At 49.5% G+C, this 15,172-nt stretch carries 13 protein-coding genes and 1 tRNA gene; 6 read left to right on the forward strand and 8 right to left on the reverse strand.

Annotated features, from left to right (window positions below; genetic code table 11):
- The 4 genes from AACZ40_RS22475 to AACZ40_RS22490 form a co-directional block, all read right to left on the reverse strand.
- A partial coding sequence (locus AACZ40_RS22475; RefSeq protein ID WP_339675928.1) for a hypothetical protein occupies positions 1-296 on the reverse strand: 296 nt, incomplete at its 3' end.
- A 12-nt stretch (positions 297-308) separates the two neighbouring features.
- Positions 309-587, reverse strand: coding sequence for a hypothetical protein (locus tag AACZ40_RS22480; RefSeq protein ID WP_339675931.1), 279 nt, complete (start codon positions 585-587; stop codon positions 309-311).
- A 92-nt stretch (positions 588-679) separates the two neighbouring features.
- The gene (locus AACZ40_RS22485) at positions 680-2,062 is read right to left on the reverse strand and encodes a sulfatase (protein WP_291180484.1); all 1,383 of its coding nucleotides are present in this window, start codon (positions 2,060-2,062) and stop codon (positions 680-682) included.
- 31 nt (positions 2,063-2,093) lie between these two features.
- A complete protein-coding gene (locus tag AACZ40_RS22490; protein WP_291180483.1) occupies positions 2,094-2,588 on the reverse strand; it encodes a DCC1-like thiol-disulfide oxidoreductase family protein in 495 nt (164 codons plus the stop codon).
- 268 nt (positions 2,589-2,856) lie between these two features.
- On the opposite strand from AACZ40_RS22490, the gene AACZ40_RS22495 reads away from it, so the two are divergent.
- From AACZ40_RS22495 to lexA, 3 genes are all read left to right on the forward strand, one after another.
- Positions 2,857-3,834 carry a hypothetical protein gene (locus tag AACZ40_RS22495; protein WP_291180482.1) on the forward strand — a complete coding sequence of 326 codons (978 nt, stop codon included), beginning with the start codon at positions 2,857-2,859 and terminating at the stop codon, positions 3,832-3,834.
- Between the two features lie 296 nt (positions 3,835-4,130).
- Complete coding sequence (locus tag AACZ40_RS22500; RefSeq protein WP_291180479.1) at positions 4,131-7,658, forward strand: acyl-[ACP]--phospholipid O-acyltransferase; 3,528 nt, start codon at positions 4,131-4,133, stop codon at positions 7,656-7,658.
- Positions 7,659-7,877: 219 nt separating this feature from the next.
- The gene (gene lexA / locus AACZ40_RS22505) at positions 7,878-8,486 is read left to right on the forward strand and encodes a transcriptional repressor LexA (protein WP_291180476.1); all 609 of its coding nucleotides are present in this window, start codon (positions 7,878-7,880) and stop codon (positions 8,484-8,486) included.
- 15 nt (positions 8,487-8,501) lie between these two features.
- On the opposite strand, the gene AACZ40_RS22510 is transcribed toward lexA, so the two are convergent.
- Positions 8,502-9,065 carry a DinB family protein gene (locus AACZ40_RS22510; protein ID WP_291180474.1) on the reverse strand — a complete coding sequence of 188 codons (564 nt, stop codon included), beginning with the start codon at positions 9,063-9,065 and terminating at the stop codon, positions 8,502-8,504.
- A 282-nt stretch (positions 9,066-9,347) separates the two neighbouring features.
- On the opposite strand from AACZ40_RS22510, the gene AACZ40_RS22515 reads away from it, so the two are divergent.
- A tRNA-Ala gene (locus AACZ40_RS22515) sits at positions 9,348-9,420 on the forward strand.
- Positions 9,421-9,615: 195 nt separating this feature from the next.
- Complete coding sequence (locus AACZ40_RS22520; protein ID WP_291180471.1) at positions 9,616-9,924, forward strand: hypothetical protein; 309 nt, start codon at positions 9,616-9,618, stop codon at positions 9,922-9,924.
- A gap of 332 nt (positions 9,925-10,256) precedes the next feature.
- Here AACZ40_RS22520 and AACZ40_RS22525 read toward each other — a convergent pair whose 3' ends face one another.
- Positions 10,257-10,784 carry a hypothetical protein gene (locus AACZ40_RS22525; protein ID WP_291180468.1) on the reverse strand — a complete coding sequence of 176 codons (528 nt, stop codon included), beginning with the start codon at positions 10,782-10,784 and terminating at the stop codon, positions 10,257-10,259.
- A 1,059-nt stretch (positions 10,785-11,843) separates the two neighbouring features.
- Between AACZ40_RS22525 and AACZ40_RS22530 the strand changes: the two genes are divergently transcribed.
- On the forward strand, positions 11,844-12,299 hold the full coding sequence (locus tag AACZ40_RS22530; protein WP_291180465.1) for a hypothetical protein: 456 nt from the start codon (positions 11,844-11,846) through the stop codon (positions 12,297-12,299).
- A 97-nt stretch (positions 12,300-12,396) separates the two neighbouring features.
- Here the strand turns inward: AACZ40_RS22530 and AACZ40_RS22535 are convergent, their stop codons facing one another.
- Together AACZ40_RS22535 and AACZ40_RS22540 are read right to left on the reverse strand one after the other, a co-directional pair.
- On the reverse strand, positions 12,397-13,425 hold the full coding sequence (locus tag AACZ40_RS22535; protein ID WP_291180463.1) for a tetratricopeptide repeat protein: 1,029 nt from the start codon (positions 13,423-13,425) through the stop codon (positions 12,397-12,399).
- Positions 13,426-13,859: 434 nt separating this feature from the next.
- The coding region (locus AACZ40_RS22540; RefSeq protein ID WP_339675938.1) for a hypothetical protein at positions 13,860-15,172 on the reverse strand (1,313 nt) is incomplete at its 5' end.

Genomic DNA, 15,172 nt, shown 5'->3' on the forward strand with positions numbered 1-15,172 from the left:
AACAGCACGAATACCAGGACAGCACCGCCGAGCCCTTTGAAACGCGTCTTCCAGGCTAATCCCGAAAACAACAGCCACCAGAGGAATAACCCCAACAGAATATTGCGGATCCCTTTATAGACCGCGAACACCTGATAGGTTCGATCTGGTGCCAACCGAAACCAGTCAATAAAAATGACAGCGATCCCCAGCACCAGAATGGCCAGCCCCCACTTCCAGCGAAATTTTCGTCGAGGGGTTTCAACAGTTGTCGCCTGATCCACTCCCGGATCGGTTTCGCGTCCACGCTCACTCATGAATCTGCCCCGTTATTTTTTAAACAGGCCCACATAGGCTTTGACCACACTGGAGGCGGGCTCAAGATCCGATTTGACGATCCGCGTCAGTGGCGCGTAGATGACTTTCACAGATCGGGAAAAGGGAGGAAACTTCATTTCCCCATCCACCCAGGTCAGCGGCCCCGCCAGTAAGAAGTAGAGTAGCAGAAAAGTGGCTGTGCACATCGCGACCACGCCTGCTTTCTGCAGCATTGTCGGCGGTTTTTCATCGAAAACAGGTGACAGATTGATCTTTACCGGCGCGCTCATTGTTCAACTCGAGACCATCAGAACTATACAGCAGACTTACCCGACCCTCTGTTGAGGCGTTTCAACAAATATCGAAATGGATTCAGAATCCGTTATTTCTTACGGAAGGCAGGCAACTGCTGACCGGTTTCCCGATCAAATTCATCAGGTCGACGGGCGCGGGGCAGGCGGTCATGAGTGACTTCCTGCCACTGCTCCAGCGCGGTTCGCAATTCCTGTTGAACTTCCTGGTATTGGGGATTTCCCGCCAGGTTGTTGAGTTCATGCGGATCAGCTTCCACATCATACAGTTCCACTTCCTGACGGGGAATCTGGAAACAGCTTTGCTGATCCTCCGTCAATTTTCCCGCATCACGCAGTTCCAGCATCTTGGTATATGTGTCACTGCGGACGGCATCCGCCGGCGGAGTTCCGGGAAGATCGGTGTAGAAATTCCGAATATACTTAAACCGGGGCGAACGGACGGCACGACCAAAATCTTCAAAGTCATGCCAGTTGTGCTCCGCAAAAATTAATCCACGGGTGGTGGCTTCCGGTTTCTTCAGAAGGGGCTGAAAACTTTTTCCCTGAAATGTTTCTCCCACGGGCAAGCCTGCCAGTTCCAGTACCGTGGGGGCGAGATCCACCGAGCTGACCAGGGAATTACAGACACTCCCCGCTTTGATCTGCTCAGGCCATGTGACAATCCAGGGAGTCCGAATTCCACTGTCATACATGGTTGTTTTACAGCGGGGGAATGGTCGCCCGTTGTCACTCAGAAATACGACCACCGTGTTGGAGGCCACCTTCTGGGCGCTCAGCTCTTTACGCACATCACCCACGACGCTGTCCAGCCTGGTGATTTCATCATAATATAAAGCCAGATCTCCCCGGACCTCCGGTGTGTCAGGCAGATAAGGGGGAACGATCACATCCTCATTGGTATGGGGGCGCTCAATAATATTTCGCTGATAAGGACGATGCGGATCGCTAAAGGCAAACCACATGAAAAACGGTTTGTCTTTCGGTCTTTGTTTCAAGGTCGCTACCCACTCGTTCAACTTCGTCGTCACCAGGTCGAACTTGCTTTCCGTGGGTGTCCCCAGATGCCACTTTCCGGCTGAAGCGGTGTAGTAGCCGGCTTCTTTCAGTTTCTCAACAAAAGTCACCTGGCTGGCCGGCAGAGGCAGATGCAACTGGTGGGCTCCCGTGCTGTGGGGATAGCGGCCGGTAATAATGCTGGCCCGACTCGGACTGCAGGAACTACAGGTTAAGTACGCATGATTGAATTTCATGCCATCTGCAGCCAGCTGATTAAGATTCGGCGTCTGAATTTTGGGATGACCATAAGCGCCACAGTCATCCCAGGCCATGTCATCGGCAATGAAAACGATAAAATTGGTTTTCGCCGTTGGCTCGGTTTGCGCTGACGCTTCCCCTGTTAAACAGGGAAGCAGAACTGTCATCAGGAAGCATAGCAACGGCATCAATCGCATATCGGTCTCTTCATCAATTTCAAATAGTCGTTCAAGGCAGGAGCCGGGCACGCTCTTCAGGGCTTGGCATCCGGCAAGTCTCGTGTTTTCCAAACAGGCGATAGCGAACACGCGCAATCATTCGGTAACCCAGATTCCGGAGAGGAAGTGGAATACACCACAACAACCCTCCACAAACATTCCAGGGAAATCCCAGCAGCCACAGCAGCCGGACAACAGCCGCTGAGCGCCGATAACAGCGGCCTCCCTCTGCCGTCCGGAAAATCACGGTATCTACATGAGCGAGATCCTGCTCACTTAATAACGCGCGGGCAGTTTCTCCCTGCAGAGGGGCATAATACAGCCGCGCGTGCCGATCCCGCGCCATGGCAAAATCGACACTGGAATTACATAAACCGCAGACGCCATCAAAAAACAGAATCGGCTTATCCGTCAAATGGGATGTTTCCGCCTCTTCTGGATGTGAGCCCTCGGTTACAGGAGAGTTCGGAAGATCAGGATCCCTGGTCGTCACTGATTTTTTCATGTGATTTCGTTTCTTAATCTGAATCACGGTCCAGTCTGCCGAAAAAACGTACCTTACCTGTAATATTATACGTAATAAGCATTTATCTCCAGCCGTATTTTACCGCATTCACAGGAATCGCGGGAAAACGCGTTGCCTGTGCCCTGCGAAATCAGATTCATTGAATACTTCTGTTGTTTCCTCAAATTTAACGCTAGAATTGAAGCAGCGATCGTGCCGATTTTACTTTCAGAAGGCTTGTTTCACGTTCACTCCGGTCAAGAGTTCCATGCAGCACCCATCCCCACATTCTGATTCACAATCGCGCTGGAATCAGGGGCTGGGAGTCTCCACGCTGGTGCATCTGATTGTCATCGGCTGGCTGTCACTGGTTTTCGAACACCAATTTGAAACACGACGTTCGCCCGCGTCAGATCTTATCCAGACCCGCTGGGCTCCTGAACAAAATCAACCTGAACCAGAATTACTGGAACTGACACCGGTCACAAAACAGAAAGAAAGCCCCCGCAGCTCTGCTCTGCTTTCCAAATTACCCCCGCTTGTTGAGCGTACTTCTGCGCCAGATCCTGAATCACAATCGTCTTATTTACAGGGACCACTTCCACAGGCGACTCAATTTGAAGAAGCACTGACCACGAAATACGGTTCAGAGATCGTGGGTGCTCTGCTGACCTCAACGGCACTGGGCAATCAGACGGGCGATTCTGGAACAGGCAACGGAAACGGCAAATTTTTCGGGATCAAACCCCAAAGTAAAAGAATCGTGTACGTGGTCGATTCATCCAAGAGCATGAATTTCCCGCATGAAAGTGAGGGAAAAACCAGACTGGGTCGCGTTAAGCTTGAACTGGCGCGTGCCATCCAGTCTATGGACGAAAGTCAGCAGTTTTTTGTCATTTTCTTCAGTGACATCGCCATCCCCATGCCCGCGTCTGACCTGCAACCTGCAACCAGTCAGGCAAAACAGAAATTCCTTACCTGGGTGGCCCGCGTACCAGGTATCGGCATGACGGAACCTTATCAGGCTTTGCTGCTGGCTCTGAAATTAAAGCCCGATACGATTTACTTTCTGACCGACGGTGAGTTCGACCCGGTCATTGTGAAGTCCTTCAATAAAGTCGCCGCGCAGAAATCCCGCAATCACCAGATTACGGTGAATGGCATTTGCTTTGGCAGCCTGGAAGGAGAACAGGCGATGCGCGAATTGGCAGAAAAGAATTCGGGAACCTTCACCTTTATCCCCTGAGCCTGACAGCCCGGCACAGGACATACATACACCAAAACCTGCAACCTGTAGAGACTTTTGAGCCAATCAATATCTTAAGTCTTTACAGACAAATGCTTTTTGGAATAGTATGCCCCTTGCTTTTCCATCGCCCTGAATTTCAGCGTGATATTTTCGGCTGCACTTCGCCTTCTTCGAAGTGAGTACTTTGATTGCTTCTCTATCAAGTAAGTTTCCCGCGTTCGAAATTGAAATCAGCCTGACTGAAACGCAGACGTTTTCAACAAGCCGTCAGAATACCTGGATCACTCAACAACATGAATTCAACGATCACCGCCAAATCACAACCTCGAAATCGCGGTGTACGCAAAGGGACGCTGAACTCACCCTCCTTTCTGGCGTTGCTGGCAACTCAGTTCCTGGGCGCGATGAATGACAATATGTTTCGCTGGTTCATCATTCCGATCGCCAAACCGGAGATTGGTGATGCGAATGCCCTCTCCCTGGGACTGGCCTGCTTTACACTCCCCTACCTGCTGCTGGCCAGTGTCGCCGGTTACCTGGCAGACCGGTTCAGTAAACGCACGGTGATCATCGCCTGCAAAGTCGCCGAAATCATCATCATGATTGCTGGGGTCTGCGCCGTTCAGATCGGGAATCTCTATCTGCTGTTTTTCATCGTGGCCCTCATGGGCTGTCAAAGCGCGTTGTTTGGTCCGGCCAAATTCGGCAGTATCCCCGAAATGCTTCGCGATAATCGCCTCTCGCGCGGTAACGGGATCATGGGTCTGACGACCGTCGTTTCCTCGGCCATGGGATTTATCGCAGGCAATTACCTGTACCACTTTTCGCAACCGAGTCTGTCTGTCTCCGGTTCATTTTCTGAGATCAGCTTCGCTGCGTGCACTCTCGTGGGAGTCGCTTTGCTGGGAACCCTCGCCAGCCTCAAAATCAGGAAGCTGGAACCGGCTGCCCCCGATCGGGTATTTCCCTATAATCCTGTAAAAGAGACCGTGCATCAGATGAAACTGCTTACCAGCAGTACCCCTCTGTTAAGAACGGCTTTAGGGGTCGCTTTTTTCTGGATGCTGGCATCAATGGCCCAGATGAATGTGGATACCTATGGCATCAACGAACTGAATCTGACTCAGAAAGATATCGGCCCCCTGCTGGGAATCCTGGTTTTCGGCGTGGCACTGGGAAGTATCCTGGCGGGTGTCTGGTCGTCCGGGCGTATCGAACTGGGAATTGTGCCGCTGGGCGCTGCAGGCATCGTCATGACGTCTCTACTGCTCTACTTCACCGGAAACAGCGTGATCCCCGGATCCGAATCAAACTCGCAACTGTTATATGGCCTCTCCCTGCTCTGGCTGTTTCTGCTGGGGGTCAGCTCCGGACTGTTTGACATCCCCCTGGAAACATTTCTGCAACACCGCAGTGATGTGGAAACGCGAGGCAGTATCCTGGCAGCTGCCAACTTCCTGGCGTTTCTGTTCATCCTGATCGCCTCCTTTGGTTTCTGGGTGATGCAGGCCAAACTCGAAATGTCGGCCAGCCAGATCTTCATGGTTCTGGGACTGCTCACCATCCCCGTTGGCATCTATATTTTCAAGCTGCTCCCGAATGCGACGATCCGCTTCATGGTCTGGCTGGTCAGTTGCACGATCTATAAACTGCGCGTGAAAGGGGTGAAAAATCTGCCTCCCAAAGGGGGCGCGCTGCTGGTTGCCAATCATGTCTCCTGGCTGGATGGCGTCTTCCTGATCCTGACATCCACGCGTCCGGTCCGCATGATTGCCTATTCCACTTACGTCCAGGGACCCTGGGTTGCCTGGCTCACAAAGCTGTATAATACGATCCCCATCAACGTGGAAGATGGCCCTAAAGCATTAATGCACTCCATAAAAACCGCACGATCTGCCATTGAAAATGGAGAATTAGTCTGTATCTTTGCGGAAGGTAAATTAACCCGTTCGGGTTACCTGCAGCCATTTCAGTCGGGTCTGATGAAAATCATTAAAGGCACCGGCGCTCCGGTGATTCCGGTCTACATTGATGAACTCTGGGGGAGCATCTTTAGTTTTCATGGCGGAAAATTTTTCTGGAAAAAACCCCGCAGGTGGCCTTATCCCGTGTCGATTCGATTCGGGAAGCCCATTCTTCATCCCGAGAATGAAAAGCATGTGCGTAAAGTGGTGCAAAACCTGGGGGTCGAATCTGCCAATTTTCGAAAGACATATCAAATGATAGCGCCAAGGTTGTTTCTGAGAAAATGTAAGAGCCGACGTTTCCAGCAAAAAGTGGCTGACTCCACAGGCGTGGAACTGACGGGCGGAAAATTATTAACCGGCGCGCTGATGATGCGGCGACTGCTTAACAGGTACGTGTTGAAGCAGGAGGAAAACATGGTCGGCGTCCTGCTGCCCCCTTCCGTAGGCGGATGCGCGGTGAATGCCAGCCTCGCGATATCGGGCCGTGTCCCCATCAATCTGAACTACACATTATCTGACAGCGATATCAATTACTGTATTAAAGAAGCCGGCATAAAAACCGTGCTCACCAGCAGTAAGTTCCTGGAAAAAAGACCCATTGAAATGGAAGCGAATGTGGTGCTGGTCGATGAGATCAAACTCATAGCTTCGCTGTTGGACAAACTAGTCAGCCTGTTCATGGCTTACATTATGCCGGCCTGGTTGATCGAACGTTTCATTGGCCTGCACAAGGTCAGCTCAGACGATCTGAGTACGGTCATATTCACTTCCGGTTCAACAGGACGCCCCAAGGGGGTTATGCTGACCCACCATAACATTATTTCCAACATCAATTCCGCGGATGACCTGCTGCAACTCGCCCCCAGCGACTGCATTCTGGGAATCCTGCCTTTCTTTCATTCGTTCGGTTACACGATTGCACTCTGGATGCCTTTCGCCCGCAACATGCGATCCTGTTTTCACTTTAATCCCACCGACGCCCGCACCGTGGGGAAAATGATCGAGAAATATAAAGTGACCCTGTTCACTTCCACGCCGACGTTTCTCAGGCACTATCTGAAACGCTGCACCCGGGAACAATTCCAGTCGCTGGATATTGTGATTACCGGTGCAGAAAAACTGCCCCAGAGCCTGGCAAAAGAATTCGAGGAGAAGTTTGGAATTTTCCCGACCGAAGGATACGGCACAACAGAGCTGTCTCCGGTCGCGGCGGTCAACGTGCCTCCCACACGACAACTGGACCCGACGGAAGTCAGTGCCAAACCCGGAACCGTGGGGCGCCCCATCCCCTGTGTGATGGCCAAAACGGTTCATCCGGAAACCAGGGAGGATCTTCCTGACGGTGAGGAAGGCCTGCTGTTTATCAAGGGCCCCAATGTCATGAAGGGCTATCTGAATAATCCCGAAAAAACAGCGGAGGTTATTATCGATGGCTGGTACAATACCGGTGACATCGCCATAATCGATGCGGAAGGTTTCATCACCATCACCGGCAGGCAGACACGCTTCTCCAAAATCGGGGGAGAAATGGTTCCCCATCTCCGGATTGAAGAACTCATCATCGATATTGTGAATAACCCGGAGGAAGATGAACCCGAAGTCCAGGTTGCAGTAACCTCCGTTCCCGATCCCAAAAAAGGGGAACGGCTGATCGTCCTGCATAAACGACTGCAGATCTCCGTTGACGAAATCCTCAAAAGACTCGCCAGCGAAAATCTGCCGAATCTCTGGATGCCTTCCAGCGACAGTTTTCTGGAAGTCGAAACGATCCCCCTGCTGGGCACAGGCAAACTTGATCTGGCAAAAATCAAGCAGGTTGCCTGTGAAGCCTTTGCAGCAGAAGTCACCAGTTGATATCATTATTTGTACTTTACCTGCTTTAGCGATGTGCCTCCCTCACATCTTTCGCTTTCGCAACAACTTACACAGATTTGCTGAAAACTGTGTTAGGTTTTGGGTTCTCATGAGTCCATTAGTGTAAAGACGGGCCATTGTATAGTGAAAATCATTTTTCAACGTGAAATCACTATGGTGTAACCGTTTAGCGATAGTGTCTAAGATGAGGAAGCAGGCATGATTAATCAAAACGTCAAATTGACGGAGCGGCAACTGGCGATTTATCAATTTCTGAAAGACAAAATTGTCAACCGGGGCTATGGTCCTACTGTTCGAGAAATTGGTGACGCATTCGATATCCGATCTCCCAATGGTGTCATGGGACACCTCAAAGCCCTGGAACGAAAAGGGCTCATTAAACGCAAGTCCCATATATCTCGTTCCATTCAACTCTGTGACAATGCACAAAAACCGGCCAATGTCACTTTTTCCGGTTCATTGCAGGCGGGAACACCTATCATTCCCCCGGCAGCAGATGATGCACAGGTTGATTTCAGTGCTCTGTTTGAGAGTGGTGATAATTTCTGCCTGAAAGTCAAAGGCAACTCCATGATTGAAGCACAGATTCAAGACGGAGATTTTGTCGTTGTCAAAAAGCAGGAGACCTGTCAGCAGGGTGAGATTGTGGTTGCCCTGGTTGATAACCAGGAAGCCACACTGAAACGCTTCTATCAGGAAGCTGACCGGGTGCGACTCGAACCCGCCAACTCGACCATGTCACCCATTTATTCCACCGACGTCCAGGTTCTGGGCGTTGTGAAGGGTGTCATCCGAAAATTTAACTGAGCAACTGCGGCCTGGCTATTCCTGGTCAGTCAGCAATGCCATCTGCGTTCGAGCGAGGGTAATCAACATTGTTGCCGGCAGCGGTTCCACACCAAGCTGCCGCAGCATGTTGACGACCTGCGCGGTGGTGTATTGCGCGTGCGTACAAACATGCAGAAGAATATCTTCACGGCGTGTCTGATGCACGCGTCCCTTTCCACTACTCGTACTTCGCTTACAGACCATTTCATCCAGCATCTCGTCAGAAAGCTGGTCGAGATACTGCCCCCACCGTTGTTCCTGCGCCTTCCATTTCTGCTGCAGCTCTTCCAGCGATTCCAGCCCTCCTTCGCCCCGTTGATTTCCCGGCAGGTCATCTGCCAGATCACCGGGTAACACAGGAGACTCGTTCCCCTGCAACGCTTCCAGCCAGACGAATTCCGCTCCATACAGATGCAGCAGCGATTTCCAGACAGATCCCTGGCCGATGGAAAAACTTTGATGAAGCGATGTAACAGAGAGTGTGGCTGCCGAGTCCAGCAAAGCCTGGTTTACCCATTGACGGTGTTCATGTAATCGAGAAATGGTGCGAATTGCCATGAAGTCTCCCTGAACCGGTTCAGTAAATCCTGTTATGTAACAGGGGCATCATATTATCCTTGTGCCTGTTCACACAACCAGAGCCGCATTTCACTCGCGGGGTTCACCGTTCCCATGCAAAATCGTCTAAGCCTGCACCCTGTTTCCACTTGGAGTGACCTGATTTTGTTTGATGAGGGCGATTTTTGACCGTTTTTTTATTTAGATTGTTTCTCAGCTCTTGAATTGCCGAAACTATTTTCTATCCTTAGCCTTAGATTCAGCGGGAATCAACACCTTGCAGGGGGATTAGCTCAGTTGGGAGAGCGTTTGGCTGGCAGCCAAAAGGTCACCGGTTCGAGCCCGGTATCCTCCACTCAAAGCCACTTGCATTACTTTTGCAAGTGGCTTTTTTTGTTGCATTATCAATGTTGCTGAAACTCGTCTGTCTGAAGCTTCTTTCTGTTCGAGACCAGCAAATGTCCTTTCACATTACTTTAATCTCATCATTAAGATCAGATCAATCAATGCTAACTGTAGTCAACCTACTTCAAACAGAATTCTGGACTGCATGATTTTCCGAGAAATCGAGGTCGAAATTCGTTATCTGACAACCGAAGAGGGTGGACGTCAAAACGGTGTCTTTAATGGGTATCGAGGACAGTTTCACTATAACGGGGGTGATTATGATGGCGCACAGTTTTTTCCTGAACTCCCTGAAGGCGTACTCCTTGAACTGGGGATTACCGTGCGAGCCTTTGTTCGATTTCCGCAAAAACGCTGGGATGAATTCCATTCAAAAAATATCAGGGTCGGCATGGAATTTCTGATTCGAGAAGGAGCCAGAGTTGTGGGAGAAGGGACTGTGAAGAAACTCTGACTTGGTTTTGATCCGTCTGACAGCAGCAACCAAATACAGGCATGAAGTAACGTGGGAATGAATGATTCAATTTCAATAGAATCAATTCAAAAAATCCATGGTAGGAATCTACTATCTGTTCTTATGTTTCGATTGTAACTTAACAGCATCCGTATATCAGCAAAGCTGAATTCAACCGGTTCAGACAAACGGTTCCACCAGAACCAGATTAGCTGAAAGCAAAAAAGGTCGGCCAGCCTCTTATCGGAAAGACTGGTCGACCTTCGGCTACCACATGCCCGGTCAGGTGGGCTTCGAGGGGGGATAGATCTCCCCCCTGAACCCACATCGATTTACTTCTGTTGCACATTGGGAGTGGGTAATGGCTGTGGCTCAGGAATCACTTTCTCTTCGCCTGGTACGCAACCCGGGCAATCCAGATCCGGCCCTTCGATTCTCTGTTCATGAACGGTCCCTGGCTTACAAAGCTCACAGGGCTGATCCACTACCTCGGGTTCCAGTACTAAATCTTCGGAGTAACTGCCTTGAGTGCCCCCATAATTAAGACCGTTGCCCACCACATTGCAGCTGTTATATCCCAGAACCGCTCCGCCGCGAGGATAGTCGAAGAAACACGATCCTGAATAGAAGGCTTTAAACTTGCCAAAATAGCTTTGTGAATAGTAACCACTGTAGGAGTAACTTTGATTCAGCGAAGAAATCGCGTTTCCGATATCGGAAAACTCACCGACCACAGCCGTCTGAACATAACTCAAGCCGACAATCATCGCCAAGACAGCGACCGTCAGGATGATGACCAGTTCAGCAGAGAGAACGAATCCACTTTCATCGTTCCAGAAGTGTTTTACAAATTGATGCATGGGAAGCTCCTTTTTTATTTTGATGTTCCGCGTTTTTGATTGAAAAGTCTGCTTGATCATCGCGGGAGAATCACTCCAGCGATGACAGTAATGACCAGCACGAAATCAACCTGTCTGTTGACCGGATTGATTCCTGCAGTCGCACGATAAGTTGTTATTCTCTCAGGGACATTTCCCTGTCACTGACAATGTGGATCGATTGAAAAACGCCGATTGGCTAAAGCGGGAGAGGAAAGTTTCTCAGGCTTTCCTTTTCTGGTTTTCGAGGCGGAACTCAATTACCTCACTCACCATAAAATCAGGGTAAATACCAGAAGTTCTCTCCGCTTCAGTCAATCAGACATCGGTGGTCTCTCAGGTCACCGACTTGTGTAACGGTCTCTCAGGTCGCCACACACTCTCTCTATGCGTTTCACTTCGCCTGTCGCGTTCGGACAGAAGAAGAGTTTATTTCAAGTCATAACCGTTATATCCGGCCTTTTCAGGAATTCCGGAATAACCGTCATGCCTGTTACATTAGGCAATATGCGTGCCATGCAGACAATCATCATTCCCCTCACAAACTGGACAATCACCATAACCCCTATAACTAGAAGAACTTATACATTCAGAATAAACCCCCTGCCCCGAAATTGTTATGAATGAGAACCTGGGATGCGGACGAGGATGTTCAGATTGCTTTACAACGGCTTTAACGTTTTTGATAAGAAATCTGGTCGTATCGATTATATCGATCAGGCAGGAAGGGTGACCAAATGCCGTTGTTCCTGGAACAAAGACAGGGCGTTTGGTGGGAGAGGAATGTAATTCCAGTCGATTCAAAGGCTTACAACACAAGTAGATCGTTGAATTGAAGCATCACGACTGGGTAAAAGAGGAGCCGATTCAATAACCAGTCTGAGAGCCCTCCAACTGAATCACCTTAATTCATCAAAACTTTTACAGCACCCATCTTGTTCTTCTTTACATGAGCGGTGGTCTATGACCAAAATACGGGGCTGAGCTAATTACCAATGGAAGCGGCCTATCGCTCTATCAAGCAGGTGAGAAAAGAGAACCATGAAGAATCGGACGCAGTGGAAGTATTCAGCGGTGGCATTTCTGTCACTGACATGCCTGGCAAGCTCATGCCAAAAGTCGGAGCGAGACTTACTGGTCGGACGGTGGCAGAACTCCAGCGGACCGAACATGATCTTCAATGAAGATGGGTCCGTCTATAGTGTGCATCAGGGGAAACGGCGAAAGGGAGCTTATTACCTTGATACAGAATCAAAGCCGCAGCAAATGGTTCTCGACATGCGTAATACGGAAATCAACGCCGTCCTGTACTTTGACTTTGATGCATTCTCAGACAAACACATGCAGCTGACTCCCACCTATGTACAGAGAACCGGGAATAAGAAAGTCAAATCAGACATCACCCGAAAACTACTCTTTCAGAAGGTTGACCCGAACGACCCCTTAATGGGCGTTTCTAGTTTTTCGGCAAAAACAACTCCGAGCGAAACTCCTTAAGCAATCGATTTAATCGCCTCAGAGTTAAACGCGCATAAAAAAAGCAGCAGATGTCGATCGACGTCTGCTGCTTTTATTTTTGGTTTTAATAATTCTATTATTCGGCACTGCGAACGGTTGTCACCGATTCAGAGCTTTGAACGGTTTGGAGAAACGTATTATCGGCAGAAGGAATATAGTCTTCGTTGCTGACATGTAATGGAGGCTCAAATCCCTGAATAGGCAGTTCCTGAACAGCGGAAATCTGAGCGACTGGCTGTTCCATCGTGCCGATCAATTCTGCATCAGCTTCCGTGATGATTCGGAATTCTGATTCCTCTGTTTCCGAAACATTCTGAGTCACAACCGGCTCTTCAGTTACGGCTACAACTTCCGAAACCATCGACTCTGTTGCAACCGGTTCTGGAGCACGATTCTGTGCAATCTGAACCTCAGGCTGGGACAAAGCTTGTTGCATCTGCTGTTTTTTCTGCAGTTGTGCAACCTGCACTACGGCTTCTTTAATTGAATCCAGATCCGGATTGATTTCTAAAGCGCGGTGATAATGACTGGCCGCGTCGTCCAGTTGTCCTCTTTGCAGGCAGATGTATCCCAGATTGGCATGTGCTTCTTCGGCACTCATGACAGAGCGGGCAATCTGATAAGCCTCATCCATCCGTCCCTGATGCCCCAATACCAGGCTCAGGTTATTGAAAGAACGTTTGGTGCTGGGATCGCGTTTGATTGATTCTTCCAGAGCAATCTCTGCTGCCGGAAGGTCATTCTGCAGATACAGGGCATAGCCCAGGTCAGTCAGGTATTTCGGGTTTTCGGGCTGAACCTTGACAGCTTCCATCAGATATTTTGTCGCTTCGTCATGTCGCCCCAATTTGGAATTGACGATGCCCATCCGATGCAGGGCGACCGAGTTCTGGGGATTTCGCTGCAGCATGACACGATATGTCTGCTCTGCTTTCACGAACTGGCCTTTTTCCTCGGCCTGTCGTGCCAGCATCATTTGAGGAGACTCATCTAATGGCAACTTCAGGCCTGTACCCACTACATTCTGCGCGTGAGAACATCCTGAGATTAAAAGTGCGGTTACTCCGGAAAAGAGAACCAGAGTCCACGTTGTTGAGTTTCGCATTCCATTACCTCACAAAATCTAATTGTGAATTTTCACTATCCATTGTGAGAAACACTCAGACCATCCTGGGCAGACACAAGTATTAAAACAGGCATTGCTGACCTGAAAGTGACTCGAATTTGAATCCGTTCGACACTGAGCCTCAGTGTAATCATTTTCAGTGTAGATTCTGTCTACAATACAGCAGGGCTCCTTCTCAATTATCGACCATCATTTAACTTGAGATGAAAGAACTCGCAGAATCGAGGAACTCTTATTGAATTCCCATCTGGAGCAAACCCTATAAGTTCACATCGAATCGATGACCGGCAATATCTGCCGGTGGAAACCAGGCCAGTAGAGCAGATTCGGGAATACATCAATGGGCTTCGATAGATGGCTCGATCCATGTGTGATCAAAGTGGAACCAGTAATCAGGCCAGATACCGGCTCAATTATGCTTCCGATTCGATAGAAGTTTCTTCTTCAAACTCGGGCAATGCTTCAAAGCCCAGTAGTGATTCAATTTCTTCCGCCAGTAAACAGAGTCGCCCCAGAACGCGATGATTCAAGGCCATCAGATTTTCAAACAGTGCCTCGGCAGCCCCCAGCAGCTCGCCTGGATTGTTCGATTCAGGAAATCGGGCCAGCGCAAATTCTGCAATCGTAATATCGACGCGGGAATGCTCAAATGGATACAGCATGCGTTTAAAGCGATTGTAGATCGAATTCAACAGCGTTTCCATTTTTTCCATTTCGGAAAGTACCACCTCGCAATATTTATCATCGGTCCGTAACTCATCAAAAAACCGCAGCAGTATCTGCAGGGCAACCGAATTCATATGCAGTTCCCATAAACGACTGATCTGAGAATTAGTGGCCTGCAGCGCCAGCAGCAGATCACGCAGATCACGTTCCCAGAGTGCGGCGTCAGCAATCTGGGCCTGCACTTTCGGTACATAAAACAGTTGCAGGGCCCGTTCGAGTCGTTTCACAATCAGCGATTCATACTTTTCCAGTTCGCCACGCGTTTCAGCTTTTTTCCGCTCAATTCCATGCCTGGCATTGATGACTTTATCATAATTTGTCAATGACTTGAAAAAGGGATCGTCCACGTCCAGCTTGAGCCGCGCGCGGACTGCCACTTCAGCCATCGTCACGCTCATGGATTTTGACTCAAATTCTCGATAGGCGTCAATGAAGGATTTATACTTCTCCCGATATTTTAACAGCTTCTCCCGACTGCTTTTCAGTTCCTGCGCACACTGCTTTGTATCTTCGGGAACCTGGACTGCAGACTCGGAAAACAACAGGGGCCGGTTGGGATAAATTGCTCCCTGGTAAAATCTCTGTACCGCTTTATGCGCTTCGTTTTCCGCTTCCTGACGAATCAGCAGTTCATCTACTGAATGCAGATCCTCGCGCGGGATTTTTTTGCCGAACACACCATAATAGAAATCACGTGTGACAAATTTTGCTTCGCGTGAGAAATCGCTGAATAAAACCGTTGCCGGAGATTTCAAGCGAAAGATTCCTTCAGGGTCCTCATCTTGAATATTAGCGATTCGTTCCAGCGTCGCGGGATGCGTATCAAACCAGCCTGTCTGTTCTGCTTTGATATGTAACTCTACGGCTGACTTCACTTCGTCCGGCATCTTGCTCAAGTTGATGTTGATCAACGCAGGAAAATTGTCAACCAGTCGCCCTTCTGCATAAAACTGCCCCAGATCACTCAACGCTCCCTGGTTGGCCACACCCAGGAATGCCA

Source organism: uncultured Gimesia sp. (assembly GCF_963972345.1).
Taxonomy (GTDB): domain Bacteria; phylum Planctomycetota; class Planctomycetia; order Planctomycetales; family Planctomycetaceae; genus Gimesia.

Excerpts from the sequence above, each read along its gene's own strand:
- AACZ40_RS22480 (WP_339675931.1), bottom strand. The coding sequence starts at position 587 with ATGAGCGCGCCGGTAAAGATCAATCTGTCACCTGTTTTCGATGAAAAA.
- AACZ40_RS22485 (WP_291180484.1), bottom strand. The coding sequence starts at position 2,062 with ATGCGATTGATGCCGTTGCTATGCTTCCTGATGACAGTTCTGCTTCCC.
- AACZ40_RS22490 (WP_291180483.1), bottom strand. The coding sequence starts at position 2,588 with ATGAAAAAATCAGTGACGACCAGGGATCCTGATCTTCCGAACTCTCCT.
- AACZ40_RS22495 (WP_291180482.1), top strand. The coding sequence starts at position 2,857 with ATGCAGCACCCATCCCCACATTCTGATTCACAATCGCGCTGGAATCAG.
- AACZ40_RS22500 (WP_291180479.1), top strand. The coding sequence starts at position 4,131 with ATGAATTCAACGATCACCGCCAAATCACAACCTCGAAATCGCGGTGTA.
- lexA (WP_291180476.1), top strand. The coding sequence starts at position 7,878 with ATGATTAATCAAAACGTCAAATTGACGGAGCGGCAACTGGCGATTTAT.
- AACZ40_RS22510 (WP_291180474.1), bottom strand. The coding sequence starts at position 9,065 with ATGGCAATTCGCACCATTTCTCGATTACATGAACACCGTCAATGGGTA.
- AACZ40_RS22520 (WP_291180471.1), top strand. The coding sequence starts at position 9,616 with ATGATTTTCCGAGAAATCGAGGTCGAAATTCGTTATCTGACAACCGAA.
- AACZ40_RS22525 (WP_291180468.1), bottom strand. The coding sequence starts at position 10,784 with ATGCATCAATTTGTAAAACACTTCTGGAACGATGAAAGTGGATTCGTT.
- AACZ40_RS22530 (WP_291180465.1), top strand. The coding sequence starts at position 11,844 with ATGAAGAATCGGACGCAGTGGAAGTATTCAGCGGTGGCATTTCTGTCA.
- AACZ40_RS22535 (WP_291180463.1), bottom strand. The coding sequence starts at position 13,425 with ATGCGAAACTCAACAACGTGGACTCTGGTTCTCTTTTCCGGAGTAACC.